Annotated in this window: 14 protein-coding genes; 3 read left to right on the forward strand and 11 right to left on the reverse strand. The window is 74.8% G+C overall.

Annotated features, from left to right (window positions below):
- Positions 1–57: 57 nt before the first annotated feature.
- Positions 58–1032: a bifunctional riboflavin kinase/FAD synthetase gene (locus tag ACFWDO_RS19595; protein ID WP_380326575.1), complete on the reverse strand. Its 975-nt coding sequence runs from the start codon at positions 1030–1032 to the stop codon at positions 58–60.
- A gap of 96 nt (positions 1033–1128) precedes the next feature.
- On the reverse strand, positions 1129–1722 hold the full coding sequence (locus ACFWDO_RS19600; protein WP_380326572.1) for a TetR/AcrR family transcriptional regulator: 594 nt from the start codon (positions 1720–1722) through the stop codon (positions 1129–1131).
- Positions 1723–1835: 113 nt separating this feature from the next.
- Here ACFWDO_RS19600 and ACFWDO_RS19605 point away from each other — a divergent pair, with 113 nt between their 5' ends.
- Complete coding sequence (locus tag ACFWDO_RS19605) at positions 1836–2954, forward strand: hypothetical protein (RefSeq protein WP_380326569.1); 1119 nt, start codon at positions 1836–1838, stop codon at positions 2952–2954.
- Between the two features lie 55 nt (positions 2955–3009).
- Here ACFWDO_RS19605 and truB read toward each other — a convergent pair whose 3' ends face one another.
- The 7 genes from truB to rimP all read right to left on the reverse strand — a co-directional run bounded on the left by truB (position 3010) and on the right by rimP (position 10270).
- Positions 3010–3978 (reverse strand): tRNA pseudouridine(55) synthase TruB, encoded by a 969-nt coding sequence (truB, locus tag ACFWDO_RS19610; protein ID WP_380326566.1) that lies wholly within the window; start codon positions 3976–3978, stop codon positions 3010–3012.
- Between the two features lie 23 nt (positions 3979–4001).
- Entirely contained in the window at positions 4002–4538 is a 537-nt protein-coding gene (gene pyrE / locus ACFWDO_RS19615) for an orotate phosphoribosyltransferase (RefSeq protein ID WP_380326563.1), read from the reverse strand.
- A gap of 98 nt (positions 4539–4636) precedes the next feature.
- Entirely contained in the window at positions 4637–5098 is a 462-nt protein-coding gene (gene rbfA, locus ACFWDO_RS19620; RefSeq protein ID WP_380326560.1) for a 30S ribosome-binding factor RbfA, read from the reverse strand.
- Between the two features lie 104 nt (positions 5099–5202).
- Positions 5203–8055: a translation initiation factor IF-2 gene (infB, locus tag ACFWDO_RS19625; protein ID WP_380325117.1), complete on the reverse strand. Its 2853-nt coding sequence runs from the start codon at positions 8053–8055 to the stop codon at positions 5203–5205.
- Positions 8056–8240: 185 nt separating this feature from the next.
- On the reverse strand, positions 8241–8585 hold the full coding sequence (locus ACFWDO_RS19630) for a YlxR family protein (RefSeq protein WP_380325115.1): 345 nt from the start codon (positions 8583–8585) through the stop codon (positions 8241–8243).
- A gap of 15 nt (positions 8586–8600) precedes the next feature.
- Positions 8601–9668 carry a transcription termination factor NusA gene (gene nusA / locus ACFWDO_RS19635; protein ID WP_380325112.1) on the reverse strand — a complete coding sequence of 356 codons (1068 nt, stop codon included), beginning with the start codon at positions 9666–9668 and terminating at the stop codon, positions 8601–8603.
- A 2-nt stretch (positions 9669–9670) separates the two neighbouring features.
- The gene (gene rimP, locus ACFWDO_RS19640) at positions 9671–10270 is read right to left on the reverse strand and encodes a ribosome maturation factor RimP (RefSeq protein ID WP_380325109.1); all 600 of its coding nucleotides are present in this window, start codon (positions 10268–10270) and stop codon (positions 9671–9673) included.
- Between the two features lie 187 nt (positions 10271–10457).
- On the opposite strand from rimP, the gene ACFWDO_RS19645 reads away from it, so the two are divergent.
- Positions 10458–11579 carry a DUF4439 domain-containing protein gene (locus tag ACFWDO_RS19645; protein WP_380325106.1) on the forward strand — a complete coding sequence of 374 codons (1122 nt, stop codon included), beginning with the start codon at positions 10458–10460 and terminating at the stop codon, positions 11577–11579.
- A gap of 15 nt (positions 11580–11594) precedes the next feature.
- On the opposite strand, the gene ACFWDO_RS19650 is transcribed toward ACFWDO_RS19645, so the two are convergent.
- Positions 11595–13400, reverse strand: coding sequence for a proline--tRNA ligase (locus ACFWDO_RS19650; RefSeq protein ID WP_380325103.1), 1806 nt, complete (start codon positions 13398–13400; stop codon positions 11595–11597).
- 104 nt (positions 13401–13504) lie between these two features.
- On the opposite strand from ACFWDO_RS19650, the gene ACFWDO_RS19655 reads away from it, so the two are divergent.
- Complete coding sequence (locus ACFWDO_RS19655; RefSeq protein ID WP_380325100.1) at positions 13505–14422, forward strand: DNA-formamidopyrimidine glycosylase family protein; 918 nt, start codon at positions 13505–13507, stop codon at positions 14420–14422.
- A gap of 37 nt (positions 14423–14459) precedes the next feature.
- On the opposite strand, the gene ACFWDO_RS19660 is transcribed toward ACFWDO_RS19655, so the two are convergent.
- A partial coding sequence (locus tag ACFWDO_RS19660; protein ID WP_380325097.1) for an aminotransferase class I/II-fold pyridoxal phosphate-dependent enzyme occupies positions 14460–14762 on the reverse strand: 303 nt, incomplete at its 5' end.

Genomic DNA, 14762 nt, shown 5'->3' on the forward strand with positions numbered 1-14762 from the left:
GGGCCGGGTGGCCCCGATACCGGTGGCAACCGCCTGCTCGACCGGTCGGTGCGGGGGTCAGCCCAGGATGTCGCGCGCCCGCGCGACGTCGGCGTGCATCTGCTCGATGAGCGGCTCGATGCCCTCGAAGCGCAGCGTGGGCCGCAGGCGCTCGACCAGCTCGAGCACCACGGTCTCGCCGTAGAGGTCCAGGTCGTCGCGGTCGAGGACGTAGGCCTCGACGCGGCGCTCCACGCCGTCGAACGTCGGGTTGGTGCCCACGGAGATCGCGGCGGGCAGGTCGGCGTCGGGGCTCGCGGGGTCCGTCGCGGCGAGCCCGGGGCGCAGGAGCCGGCCCGCGTAGACGCCGTCGGCGGGCACCATGCCCTCGGCACGTCCGAGGTTCGCCGTCGGGAAGCCGAGCTCGCGACCCCGCGCGTCGCCGTGCACGACCGTGCCGCGCACGCGGTGCGGCCGGCCCAGCACGTCCGCGGCCTGCGCCACGTCGCCCTCGGCCAGCAGCGCCCGGGCCGCCGACGACGACCAACGCTCGCGCGCGCCGGCGCTGCCCGGCGCGCACTCGCCGACGTCGTCGACCGCGACGACCTCGAAGCCGTGGGTGCCGCCGAGCTCCACCATCGTGGCGAGAGTGCCGGCGTTGCCCTTGCCGAACCGCACGTCGTGCCCGACGACGACCGTGCGCGCGCCGAGGCCCTCCACGAGGTACCGGGTGACGAACTCCTCGGGCGTGAGCGCGGCGAGGTCGAGCGTGTACGGCACGACGAGGACGGCGTCGAGGCCGGTGCGGCCGAGCAGGTCGAGGCGGTCCGACAGGCCGGTCAGCAGCTCGGGAGCGGTCTCCGGGCGGTGCACCCGGGCCGGGTGCGGGTCGAAGGTGAGCGCCACCGCGAGGCGGTCGTCGGCGCGGGCCAGGCCCACCAGGCGCCCCAGCACGGCCTGGTGGCCGCGGTGGACGCCGTCGAAGTTGCCGATCGTGACGACCGACGGCCCGAACCCGTCGGGGACCTGGTCCAGGTCCGTGAACACCTGCACGCGTCGCGCTCCGTCTCGTCGAGGGTCCGGCTGCCGGCGCCCGCTGCGGGCGCCAGCCGTCAAGGATACGACGACGCCGCCCACGGGCCTGCCGGGTCAGCGCGGCAGGACGGAAGCGGCGCCGGCGAGGTAGCGCTCGGCGTCGAAGTCGTCGAGCATCGCGCGCTGCATGAGGAACCCCTGGCCCAGGCCCATCATCACGGGCAGGAGCAGGTCGGCGGCGGCGTCGGGACCGTCGGGAGCCAGGTCCGGGCGGGTGGCGTACCAGGCGCGGAGCGCGTCGCGGATCACGCCCCGCAGGGTGCTCACCACCTCCTGGACGACGTCGTGGATCACGTCGTCGACGGTGGACTCCGCCCACAGCTGCACGATCACCCGTCCGTCCTCGAGGTCGCGCGCCATGCCCCCGGTGAGGATGGTCAGCACGTCGAGCGGCGGCGGCGGCACGCCGTCCCGCGACGCGCCCCCGATCTCGGTGCCGCGCCGGGAGAGCACCTCCTGGGCGACGGCGGCGAACAGCGCCTGCTTGCCGTCGTAGTGCCCATAGATCGCGCCCGCCGAGAGGCCGGACTCGGTCACGACGTCGGAGATGGAGGCGCGCTGGTAGCCCTTGGCGGTGAACACGCGCAGGGCGGCGGCCCGGATCTGCGCGCGACGCGCCTCGCGGTGCGCCTCGGTCACTCGTGGCATCGGACCCCTTCCCGAGGGCGCTGGCGGACGGTTGACAAGTCTAGGGACCCCGGCGCACCCTCTCCATAAAGAACGAACATTCGTTTTTGATACCACGCACCTCGGAGTCCACCATGTCGTCGACCACCGACGCCCCCGCCGTCCCGTCCACCACCCCGCCAGGCCCGGTCCCGCACACTCCGTGGAGCCGCGTCGTGGCCCTCGGGCTCGGCGTCGCCGCCCTCGTCGGCGTGCTGGTGCTCGCCTTCTCGTGGCCGGCCGTCACGGCCGAGCCCAAGGACCTCCCCGTCGCCGTGGCCGGCCCGCCGCAGGCCGTCGAGGCCCTCGGCGCGACGCTCGACGAGGCCCAGCCCGGCGCGGTCGACCTCGTCCCGGTCGCCGACCGGGACGCCGCCGTCGCCGCCGTCGAGTCCCGCGACGCCTACGGCGCGATCGTGCTCGGCGCCGCGCCGGAGGTGCTGACGGCCTCGGCCGCGAGCACCGTGACGACCCAGCTCCTCACCGCGGCGGCGGGACAGCTGCAGGCCGGCCTCAGCCAGCAGGCCCTCGCCTCCGGCGCGGACGCGTCCGCCGTGCCCACCGTCGCGGTGACCGACGTCGTGCCCCTGTCCGCCGACGACCCGCGCGGCGCCGGCCTGACGGCGGCGATGTTCCCGCTGCTCCTCGGCGGGATGGTGGGCGGGATCGCGATCTCGCTGCTCGTCGTGGGCGCGCTGCGCCGGGTGCTCGCGGTGGCCGTGTACGCCGCGGTGGGCGGCGTCGTGCTCGTCGCGGTGCTGCAGTCGTGGTTCGGCGCGCTGCAGGGCGCCTGGTGGACCAACGCCGGGGCCGCCGCGCTCGCCCTCGCCGCCGTCGCGGCGCCGATCACCGGGGTCGTGGCGCTGCTGGGCCGCGCCGGGATCGCGCTCGGCGCGGTGACGATGATGCTGGTCGCCAACCCGATCTCCGGCGCCACCATGCCGCCGGAGTTCCTCCCGTGGCACTGGGGCGCGATCGGGCAGTGGTTCCCGCCGGGCGCGGGCGCCACGCTGCTGCGCGACCTGTCCTACTTCCCCGCCGCCGACGCCGGGCGCGCCTGGCTCGCCCTCGGGCTCTGGGCCGGGGTGGGCGTCCTGATGTCGCTGGTCGGGCACCTGCGCACCGCGGGCGGCGCCGAGCCCGACGCCGACGCGGCCCGGGACGAGGCGCTCGAGCGCGCCGCACGGCACGCCGCGCCGGCACTGCAGGGCTGACGCCGGCCCGGGGCACGCTGAGTCGGGCACGCCGGGTCGCTCCGGGTCGCGCCGGTCAGCCGCCCGCCGGGGCGAGGACGAGCACGGGCTTCGCCAGCGCCTCGCCCCGGCGGCGCGTGTCCTCGAGCAGCGCGACCAGCGCGCCGTCGGGGCCGATCGCCGCCACGGTCCCCCGCTCGCCGCTGGCGGGCACCCACTGCCCGTACCCGAGCGCGCGCGCCTCGTCGGCGGAGAGCTCGCGCACCGGGAACGTCGCGCGCGCCGCGTCGGCGAGCGGCAGCGTGGCGAGGACGCCGTCCGCGTCCGCCTGCGCCTCCAGCTCCTCCAGGGTGCTGGCGCCCGCCAGGTCGTAGCCGCCCACACGGGTGCGCCGCAGCGCCGTGAGGTGCCCGCCGGTGCCGAGCGCGGCCCCGAGGTCGCGCGCCAGCGCGCGCACGTAGGTCCCGGACGACACGGTCACCGCGACGTCGAGGTCGAGCACGGCCACGCCGTCCGGCGTCGTCTCCGGCCGCGAGCCGAGCACGTCGAAGCGGCTCACCGTGACCGGCCGGGCCTCGAGGACCACGTCTTCCCCAGCCCGGGCGCGCGCGTACGCCCGCTTGCCGTCCACCTTGATCGCGCTCACCGTGGTGGGCACCTGGCGGATGTCCCCGGTGAGGGCGGCGACCCCGCGCGCGAGGTCCCCGGGGTCGACGCCGTCGCCCACGCCGGCCGCGGCGGTCGCCTCGCCCTCGGCGTCGTCGGTCGTGGTCGCGACGCCGAGCCGGATCGTCGCGTCGTACGCCTTGTCGGCGCCGACCACGTACGTGAGCAGCTTGGTCGCGCGCCCCACGCCGACGACGAGCACGCCCGTCGCCATCGGGTCGAGCGTGCCCGCGTGCCCCACCTTGCGCGTGCCGGCCAGCCGGCGGCAGCGACCCACCACGTCGTGGCTGGTCCACCCCGCGGGCTTGTCGACGACGAGGAACCCGTCGGGCGCCGTCGGGCGACGAGGCGGCGGCGCGGTGCGGGGGGCTGCGGTCATGGGTGCTCCGGTGTCGTCGTAGGTCAGGAGGGGCGGCTCGCGTCGAGCTGCGCCCTGGTGAGGACGGGCCGGACGTCGAGCCCGAGGTCCGCGAGCGGATGCGTGCCGACGGGGCTGCGGTCGATCGCGCACAGCACGGTCTCGACGACGGCGCCCTCGGCCCGCAGGGCGAGCGTCGCGTCGCGCACGGCGCCGCCGGTCGTGACGATGTCCTCGACCAGCACGACACGGCGGCCGGCGACGGGCGGGCCCTCGACCTGCTTCGCCGTGCCGTAGCGCTTGGCCGCCTTGCGCACGAACAGGGCCGGGGTGCCCGTCGTCGCGCTGAGCGCCGTCACCAGGGGGATGCCGCCCAGCTCGAGGCCGCCGAGCAGGTCGATGCCGGCCGGGACCAGCGGCGCCATCTGCGTCGCGACCCGGGCGAGCAGCACCGGGTCGGTCTCGAACAGGTACTTGTCGAAGTACTCGGCGGCCACCTGGCCGCTGCGCAGGGTGAACGACCCGGTGAGCCGGCAGGCCCGGTCGATGTCGCGGGCGAGGTCTGTGTCGGGGGCGCTCATGGCCCCCATCCTCGCGCACGGCGCCCACGACCGGGCCCGCCGACCGGGCCCGCCGGTCAGGACCGCCGGGTCAGGAACGGAAGGTCAGGAACGGAAGGTCAGGCCTCGTCGTCCTCGTCGTCCTCGCGCGGCTTGCGGTACGGGTCCGACTCGCCGGCAAACGACTTGCCCTCGCGGAGTGCGGCGAGCTCGGCGTCGCGGCGCTGCGCCTCCAGGAGCGCGGCGTCCAGGTGCGCGGCGTTCTCCGGCATCGAGTCCAGGAAGAACTCGATCGCCGGCGTGAGCCGCACCCCGGTCTGCTTGCCGACCTCGGAGCGGATCATGCCCTTGGCACTCTCCAGCGCCGCGGCGGTGCCTGCACGCTCCTCGTCGGTGCCGAGCACCGTGTAGAAGATCGACGCGTTCTGCAGGTCGCCCGTGACGCGGACGTCCGTGATCGTGACGAACCCGAGGCGCGGGTCCTTGATCCGGCTGTCGAGCAGCTGCGCCACGATCTCCTTGATGCGGTCCGCCAGCTTGCGGGCGCGCGGGTTCTCGGGCCTGTCGGCCTTACCGGGCATGCGTGTGTCTCCCTCTCTCGACGCCGACGGCGCCTCGCCCGACCCGCTCGTTCTCGAGGCGGGGCGGGCGAGGCGCCGTCGGGCTGAACCGTGCGGCGCGACCGTCAGGCGCGCGGCTTCTCGCGCATCTCGAAGGTCTCGATGATGTCACCCTCGGTGATGTCGTTGAACGACCCGAGGCCGATACCGCACTCGAAGCCCTCGCGGACCTCGGTGACGTCGTCCTTCTCGCGGCGCAGCGACTCGATCGTGAGGTCGTCCCCGACGATCTTGCCGTTCCGCAGCACGCGGGCCTTCGTGTTCCGGCGGATGGTGCCGGAACGGATGATCGAGCCCGCGATGTTGCCGAACTTCGAGGAGCGGAAGACCTGGCGGATCTCCGCCGTGCCCAGCTGGGCCTCCTCGAACTCCGGCTTGAGCATGCCCTTGAGGGCGGCTTCGACGTCCTCGATCGCCTGGTAGATGACCGAGTAGAACTTGACCTCGACGCCCTCGCGGTCCGCGAGGTCCTCGACGCGCTCACCGAACTTCACGTTGAAGCCGATGATGACCGCGTTGTCGACCGTGGCCAGGTTGACGTCGTTCTGCGTGATCGCACCGACACCGCGGTGGATGACGCGCAGCTCGACCTCGTCGCCGACGTCGATCTTGAGCAGCGCGTCCTCCAGCGCCTCGACGGCACCGGAGACGTCGCCCTTGAGGACCAGGTTGAGGGTCTCGACCTTGCCCTGCTCGAGCGCCTTGGTGAAGTCCTCGAGGCTGATGCGCTTGCGGCGCTTGGCCAGGAGGGCGGCACGCTCGGCGGCCTCACGCTTCTCGGCGATCTGACGCGCGGTGCGCTCGTCGGGCGCCACCAGGAAGGTGTCGCCGGCGCTCGGCACCGACGCGAGGCCGAGCACGAGGACCGGACGTGCCGGGCCCGCCTCGGTCAGCGCGTTGCCGTGCTCGTCGAACATGGCGCGCACGCGGCCGTGGGCCGTGCCCGCGACGATCGCGTCGCCCACCTGCAGCGTGCCCGACTGGACCAGGACGGTCGCGACGGCGCCGCGGCCCTTGTCGAGGTTGGCCTCGATGGCCACGCCTCGGGCGTCCTTGTCGGGGTTCGCCCGCAGGTCCAGGGAGGCGTCCGCCGTGAGGAGGACGGCCTCGAGGAGCTGGTCGATGCCCTGGTTCTGCTTCGCGGACACGTCGACGAACATCGTGTCGCCGCCGTACTCCTCCGCCACCAGGTTGTACTCGGTGAGCTGCTGGCGGATCTTGTCGGGGTTGGCCCCCTCCTTGTCCACCTTGTTCACCGCGACCACGATCGGCACGTTGGCCGCCTGGGCGTGGTTGAGCGCCTCCACCGTCTGCGGCATGACGCCGTCGTCGGCGGCGACCACGAGGATCGCGATGTCCGTCACCTGGGCACCACGGGCACGCATGGCGGTGAACGCCTCGTGACCCGGGGTGTCGATGAAGGTGATCGGGCGCTCGACGCCCTCGTGCTCACGGCGCACCTGGTACGCACCGATGTGCTGGGTGATGCCGCCGGCCTCGCCGGAGACGACGTCGGTCTGGCGGATCGCGTCGAGAAGACGCGTCTTGCCGTGGTCGACGTGGCCCATGACGGTGACGACGGGCGGACGCGGCGCGAGGACGTCGTCCGACTCGCCCTCGAGCTCGGCGTCGAGGTCGATGTCGAAGGCCCCGAGCAGCTCGCGGTCCTCCTCCTCGGCCGACACCATCTCGATGACGTACCCGAGCTCGTTCGCGAGCGTGCCGAACGTGTCCTCGTCCAGCGACTGCGTCGCGGTGGCCATCTCACCGAGGTGGAACAGCACCGTGACCAGGCTGGCGGGGTTCGCGTCGATCTTGTCCGCGAAGTCGTTCAGCGACGAGCCGTGCCGCAGGCGGACGACCGTGGAGCCGTTGCCGCGCGGGACCTGCACGCCGCCGAGCGACGGCGCCTGCATCTGCTCGAACTCCTGGCGCTTCGCGCGCTTCGACTTCCGTCCGCGCACGGGGCGTCCGCCGGCGCGACCGAACGCACCCTGCGTGGAGCCACGACCGGCGCCACCGCGCCCGCCGGGACGGCCGGCGAACCCGCCGCCACCACCGGGGCGGAAGCCGCCACCGCCGCCGGCACCGCCGGGGCCGCCGCCACGCCCGCCACCACGGCCGCCGCCCGAGGGCGCCGGACGCTCGCCGGGACGCGGCATCGAGGTCTTGCCCGGCATCATGCCGGGGTTCGGGCGCGGGCCGCCGGGACGGGGCGCCGCGGGACGCGGGCCACCGGGGCGAGGACCGCCCGGACGGGGACCGCCGGGACGCTCGCCCGACCGCTCCGCCGCCGCGGCGTCGCCGCCACGGTCGGGGCGCTGCCCCGGACGCGGCATGCCCTGGCTGGACGCGAACGGGTTGTTGCCCGGGCGCGGGCCACCGCCACCGCCGGGGCGCTGCCCCTGGCGCGGCATGCCCTGGCTCGAGGCGAACGGGTTGTTGCCCGGGCGCGGGGTGCGACCGCCCTTGCCGTCACGGCCGTCACGCTGCTCCCGCGCGGCGGGCGCCGGCTTCGGCGCCGCGGGGCGCGGGCCGGGGGTCGGGGCACCGGGGCGCGCGCCGGAGGGCTTCTCCGGGGCGGGCTCCGCGGGCGCGGCCGGCGTCGCGTCGGCGACCGGGGCGGCGGGCGCCTCGGCTGCAGGCGCGGGGGCCGCCTTCGGGGCGGGCTTGGGGGCAGGCTTCGCCGGAGCGGCCTTCTGCTCGGCGCGCGGCGCCGCGGCCTTGCTCGCCGGGGTGGCCCCCGAGGACGCGGGGGCCGCGTCCTTGTACTTGTCGCGCATCGCTCGCTCGACCGGTGCCTCGAGCGTCGAGGACGCCGACCGGACGAACTCGCCCGCCGACTTCAGGTCGGCGAGCAGGGTCTTGCTCTCCACCCCGAGCTGCTTGGCCAGCTCGTGAACGCGGATCTTCGCCACAACTCTCCTGTCTCGGCCCTCCTGCGAGACAGGGAGGACCGTCGTTAGTACCGAGTACTCATCGCACGGAACTCATCGGGTGCCCATCGGCTTCTGACCCGCTTCCTTGTCGACTTCGATGGATGCGGCCGAGCGTGCTCGGTCGCGACGGCGCGGCCGCCTGGGGCGGCGCGTGCCGGAGGGACTCAACGTTCCAGCTGCTCCAGCTGATCCCGGACGCCGGAGAGGTCGAGGGGTCCCGTGACGCGCAGCGCGCGCGGCACGGCCCGACGACGCTCGGCGAGCGCCAGGCAGGCGGACGTCGGATGGATCCAGGCGCCACGCCCCGGAAGGCACCCTCGCACGTCGGCCACGAGACGTTCCTCGTGATCCGACGTCTCGAGCACCAACCGCAGGAGAGCGGACCGCTGGTCACGCTCCCTGCACCCGACGCACGTCCGTACCGGCCCGGAGCGTTCCGGGATGGTCCGTGGGGAGGTCGAGGGCTGGGCGCGTGGCCCGGTCCCCGACAGTCTAGCGCGACCGCCCACGTGCCGTGACCGGCCTCAGCCCTCGGCCCCGCGGGAGACCGCGGCGCCACCTGCGGCGTCACCGGTCCCGTCCTCGGCGGGGGCCGCGGCCTCGTCGGAGCGGATGTCGATGCGCCAGCCCGTCAGCTTCGCGGCGAGACGGGCGTTCTGCCCCTCCTTGCCGATCGCGAGCGACAGCTGGTAGTCCGGCACCACGGCGCGCGCGGCCTTGGCGTCCGCGTCGACCACGGTGACGGACGTCACACGGGCCGGCGACAGGGCGTTGGCCACGAAGCGGGCCGGGTCGTCGCTGTGGTCGACGATGTCGATCTTCTCGCCGTGCAGCTCTGCCATGACGGCGCGCACGCGCGACCCCATCGGCCCGATGCACGCGCCCTTGGCGTTGAGCCCGGCCACCTTGGACCGCACCGCGACCTTGGACCGGTGCCCCGCCTCGCGCGCGATCGCCGTGATCTCGACCGCGCCGTCCGCGATCTCCGGCACCTCGAGCTCGAAGAGCTTGCGCACGAGGCCCGGGTGGGTGCGGCTCAGGACGACCTGCGCGCCCTTCATCCCGCGGGAGACCTCCACGACGTAGGCCCGCAGGCGCTCGCCGTGCACGTACTCCTCGGTGGGGACCTGCTCGTGCGGGGGCAGCACGGCCTCCGTGCCGCCGACGTCCACGAGCACGACGCGCGGGTCGCGGCCCTGCTGGATGACGCCGGCGAGGACCTCGCCCTCCTTGCCGCGGAACATGCCGAGCACCTGGTCGTCCTCGGCGTCGCGCAGGCGCTGCACGATGACCTGCCGGGCGGTGGCCGTGGCGATGCGGCCGAAGTCGGCCGGCGTGTGGTCGAACTCCGGGCCCAGCTCGATCGTGGGCCGCGCGTCGGGGTCCTCGGGGTCGGGCGTGCGGATCTCCTCGCGGGCCCAGACCGCGACGTGCCCGGACTTGCGGTCCACCTCGACGCGGGCGTGCTGGTAGGCGTCGGGCGTGCGGTGGTAGGCCGACAGCAGCGCCTGCTCGATCGCGGCCACGAGGACGTCGAGGCTGATGTCCCGCTCCCGCTCCAGCAGCCGGAGCGTGCTCATGTCGATGTCCATCGTCAGCCCTTCTCGCGACGGGCGTCGCCCGTGGTGTCGTCCTGCGGGTCGTCGCCCGCGTCGGTGTCGGTCTCGTCCGAGGCGTCGAGGCGCTTCAGCTCGACCTCGATCTTGCCCTTGCGCACGTCGGCGACGGCCAGGCGGGTGTCGCCGTCCAGCACGAGCCAGGGCCCGCCGTCCGCGGCGTCGCCGTCCTCGGGCACGGGCTCGACGGCGGTCAGGCGGCCCTCGGCCGTGCCGCCGTCACGCAGCCGCAGCGTGACGAGGCGGCCGCGGGCGCGCTTGAAGTGGCGCAGCTCCGTCAGCGGCCGCGACGTCCCGGGGGTCGACGTCTCCAGCGTGTACGCGCCCGGCACCACGTCGTCGGCGTCCAGCGCCGCGGAGATCCCGCGCGCCACGTCGCCGAGAGTGTCGGAGTCGAGGCTGCCCAGCGCGTCCTCGGGGAGGTCCACCGTGATGCGCACGACCGACTTCGCGCCGGCCTGCGTCACGACGACGTCCTCCAGGTACAGGTCGGCCGCCTCGACCGCGGGGGCCACGACCCGCCGCACCGCCTCGGCCTTCGACCCGGCCGTCGTCGTCCGGCCGTGCTGCGCTGCCATCGCTGCCTCCCGTGGGTCACGTCGATCTGCCGTGTGCTCCCGCGCCGGGACGTCCCGCGGCCGGTGTGTCGTTGTGTGCAGCGTCCAGCGTAACGAACGACGGGCCCCGTTCGCGCCGCGCGGCGTGCCGGGCCGCACGGAGGAACGTCACACCGGCGCCCCCGCGCGCGTGGCATCATCGGCCTCGATGGAACCGCAGCCCGCCCCCGCCCGGCCCGCCGCCTCCGCCGCGGCCGGGGTCGCCTCCCGTCGCCGCCGGCGGGCGGCCGCCGCCGGCGCCCTCGTGCTGGTCGGGGTGCTGGCCGGGTGCGGCGTGCGGCTGGAGGCGCCGCCGGCGGCGGAGCCGGTCCCCGACGCCCACGAGGTGGTGCGGCGCACCGCGGTCTCGGACGCGCTCCTGGTGGCCGACGGCGCCGAGGTCGCCCTCGAGGACGTGCCGACCGACCGGAAGCACCTGGTCGACGAGCTCACCCGGATCGTGGCCGACTCCCGCGCGCAGGCCGAGGCGCTCGGCGGCGAGTACGACTCGGGGCTCGCGACCGGCGAGCCGACCGGCTCGCAGTCGTCGACCTGGGACAAGGCCGACCCCGCCGACGTGGTCAAGGCGCTCGAGGACGCCGCCGCGCGCTCGCGCACCGCGGCCGGGACCACGACCGACGGCCCGCTGGCCCGGCTCGTCGCCTCGGTCGGGGCCGCGCAGACCGTCTCCGCCCAGCGGCTCGCGGCGCTCGCCCGCGTCGACGGGCCGGACGTCGTCGTGCCCGAGATCCCCGCCCCGACGGGGTCGGGACGCGCCGCGGAGGACGCCTCGGCGTCCCCCTCGCCCAGCGGCTCGAAGGACGGCGAGACCGCCGAGGAGGAGGAGCGGGACCGCGACGGGACGGTGCCCGAGGGCCTCACCGCGCACGACCTGAGCACCCTCGTGGTGTCCGAGGACGCGACCCGCTACGCGTTGCAGCTGCGCGCGGCGATCGGCTCCGGCGACCGGCGCGCGCGGCTGCTGGAGCGCGTCACCCAGCACGCCGAGCGCGCCGACGGGTGGGCCGCCGTCGCCGGCACCCAGGCCACGAAGCAGGACCCCCGCCGCGCCGCGTACACCGTCCCGCGGGTCGCCGACCTCGGCGACAAGGGCCTCGTGCTCGACCTGGAGAACGACCTCGCCACCGACTACGCGACGCTCGTCGGCACGACGACCGCCGGCACGCGCGGCGTGCTCGTGGACCTGCTCGTCGACTCCGCCGTCACGCTCGACGACTGGGGCGCCGAGCCCGTGCCCTTCCCCGGCCTGCCGGAGCAGGCCGGGGACTGACCCGGGCCCACCGGTCTACCGGTCGAGCAGCGCCACGACCTTCGCGATGACGGCCTGGGCGGCGTCGGCCACGGCCACCTGCTCGGACGCGCCGGCGCGGGGACGGACCTCGACGAGACCGTCGGCCAGCCCGCGGCCGACCACCACGATCAGCGGGACGCCGAACAGCTCCGCGTCGGCGAACTTCACGCCCGGCGACACCTTGGGCCGGTCGTCGTAGATCACCTCGACGCCCGCCTCGACCAGCTCGGTGGCGAGCTTCTCGGCGGCCTCGAAAACCTCGGTGCCCTTGCCGGTCGCGACGATGTGCACGTGGGCCGGCGCCACCTGGATCGGCCAGGCGAGGCCCTTGTCGTCGTGGTTGCCCTCGGCGATCGCGGCGACCGCGCGGGTCACGCCGACTCCGTAGGACCCCATGGTCACGGTGACGGCCTTGCCGTTCTCGTCCAGCACCTTGAGGTCGAGCGCCTCGGCGAACTTGCGGCCGAGCTGGAACACGTGGCCCATCTCGATGCCGCGCGCCGTCTCGAGCGTTCCGTCGCCGTTCGGGCAGGGGTCCCCGGGGCGGACCTCCGCCACCTCGATCGTGCCGTCGGCGGTGAAGTCGCGCCCCGCGACGAGGTCGATGACGTGCTTGCCGGGCTCGTCCGCGCCGGTGACCCAGCGCGTGCCCTCGACGACGCGCGGGTCGAGGAGGTAGCGGACCTTCGAGGGACCCTCCTCGCCGAGCGCGCCGGGCCCGATGTAGCCCTTGACCAGCTCCGGGCGGGCCGCGAAGTCCTCGTCGCCGAACGGCGTGAACTCCGCCGGGTAGAAGGCGGCCTCCATGCGCTTGACGTCCACCTCGCGGTCGCCGGGGACGCCGATGGCGACGGCCTCGGTGCTGCCGTCCGGGTGATGCAGCCGGAACAGCACGTTCTTGAGCGTGTCGCTCGCCTGCCAGGGCCGGTCGTCGCGGGCGAAGCGCTCGTTGAGGACGCCGACGAGCGACTCGATCGTCGGGGTGTCGGGCGTGTCCTCGGCGTGCGCGGCCGGTGCGTCGTCCCACGGCACCGGGTCGGGGACGGGCGCGTGCGCGGCCTCGACGTTGGCGGCGTACCCGCAGGCGGCGCACTCCACGTACGTGTCCTCGCCGATCGGCGACTTGGCGAGGAACTCCTCCGACTTGGAGCCGCCCATCGCGCCGGCGTGCGCCGAGACGATGACGTACTCGAACCCGAACCGGTCGAAGATCCGCTGGTAGGCGGCGCGGTGCTTGGCGTAGCTCGCGTCGAGACCGGCGTCGTCGATGTCGAAGGAGTACGAGTCCTTCATGATGAACTCGCGCCCGCGGATGAGGCCCGCGCGGGGGCGCGCCTCGTCGCGGTACTTGGTCTGCACCTGGTACAGAGCGAGGGGCAGGTCCTTGTACGACGAGTACAGGTCCTTCACCAGCAGGGTGAACATCTCCTCGTGCGTGGGCGCGAGGAGGTAGTCGGCCTCCTTGCGGTCCTTCAGCCGGAAGATGTTGGGCCCGTACTCGGTCCAGCGACCGGTGGCCTCGTACGGCTCGCGCGGCAGCAGCGCCGGGAAGTGCACCTCCTGCGCGCCGATCGCGTCCATCTCCTCGCGGATGACGGCCTCGACCTTCGCCAGCACGCGCAGGCCGAGCGGCAGCCAGGAGTAGATGCCGGGGGCGGCGCGGCGGATGAAGCCGGCGCGCACCAGCAGCCGGTGGCTCGCGACCTCGGCGTCGGCCGGGTCCTCACGCAGGGTGCGGACGAAGAGCTGGGACAGGCGGAGCAGGTCGCCCTGGGTCTGGCGGGCGGACACGATCGACATGGGGGCAAGCCTAGCGGCGCGGCGGGCCTCCCCCGGCCGGTGTCGCCGCCGCCGGTGCGGCCGCACCTCTGGTCGCCGTCGCACCGTGCTGGCAGCATGGCCGCATGCCCGAGCTTCCCGAGGTGCAGGCGCTGGCGGAGTTCCTCGACACCCGCACGTCCGGGCGTCGGATCGTCGCCGCCGACGTCGCGGCGATCGCCGCGCTCAAAACGTTCGACCCGCCCGTGAGCGCGCTCGTCGGGCGCGAGGTCACGGGTGTCACCCGCCACGGCAAGTGGGTTGACGTGCGTGTGTCCGGGGTCGAGCCGCACGGTGACGGCGGCGAGGAGGACACCGGCCTGCATCTGCTGTTCCACCTGTCGCGCGGCGGGTGGGTGCGCTGGTCGGACCAGGCGCCGACGACGCCCGTGCGCCCCCGCATGGGCGGCTCGTCGCGCGGGCCCGCCCTCGCCCTGCGGGTGCGCCTGGACGACGGCGCGGGGTTCGACCTCACCGAGGCCGGCACGCGCAAGCGGCTCGCCGTCCACGTGGTGCGCGACCCGCGGGAGGTGGAGCAGGTCGCCACACTCGGCGTCGACCCGCTTTCGGAGGACTTCACGGTGGCCGCCCTCGCGGCGCTCATGACCGAGCGCAGCCAGCAGGTCAAGGGCCTGCTGCGCGACCAGCGGGCGATCGCCGGCATCGGCAACGCCTACTCCGACGAGATCCTGCACGTGGCGCGGACGTCGCCGTTCAAGCTCACGCGGTCGTTCACCGAGGACGAGGTCGCCGCCCTGCACGACGCCGTCGTGACGACCGTGCGCGACGCCGTCGCCGCGTCGTCGGGCAAGCCCGCCAAGGAGCTCAAGGACGCCAAGCGCGCGGGCATGCGCGTGCACGGCCGCACGGGCGAGGCCTGCCCGGTGTGCGGGGACGTCGTGCGCGAGGTCAGCTTCGCCGACCGCTCCCTGCAGTACTGCGCCACCTGCCAGACCGGCGGGCAGGTGCTCGCCGACCGGCGGATGTCGAAGCTGCTGAAGTAGTTCCGCGACTCGACACCGCCCGGCCGGCGACCCCGTCTCAGCCCGCGGCGACGGCCTCCCGCGACGCGACGAACGCGTCGACGCACGCGCGCACCTGCTCGGGCCTGTGCGCGGCGGACAGCTGCACGCGGATGCGCGCCTCGCCGCGGGGCACCACGGGGAAGCTGAACGCCGTGACGTACACGCCGCGCTCCCCCATCGCCGCGGCGACCCTGGCGGCGAGCACGGCGTCGCCGAACATCACCGGGACGATCGGGTGCTCGCCGGGCAGCAGGTCGAAGCCCGCCTCGGTCATGAGGCGGCGGAACAGCTCGGCGTTGCGGGTGAGGTTCTCGCGCAG

It is taken from the genome of Isoptericola sp. NPDC060185, from assembly GCF_042728595.1.
GTDB lineage: Bacteria > Actinomycetota > Actinomycetes > Actinomycetales > Cellulomonadaceae > Isoptericola.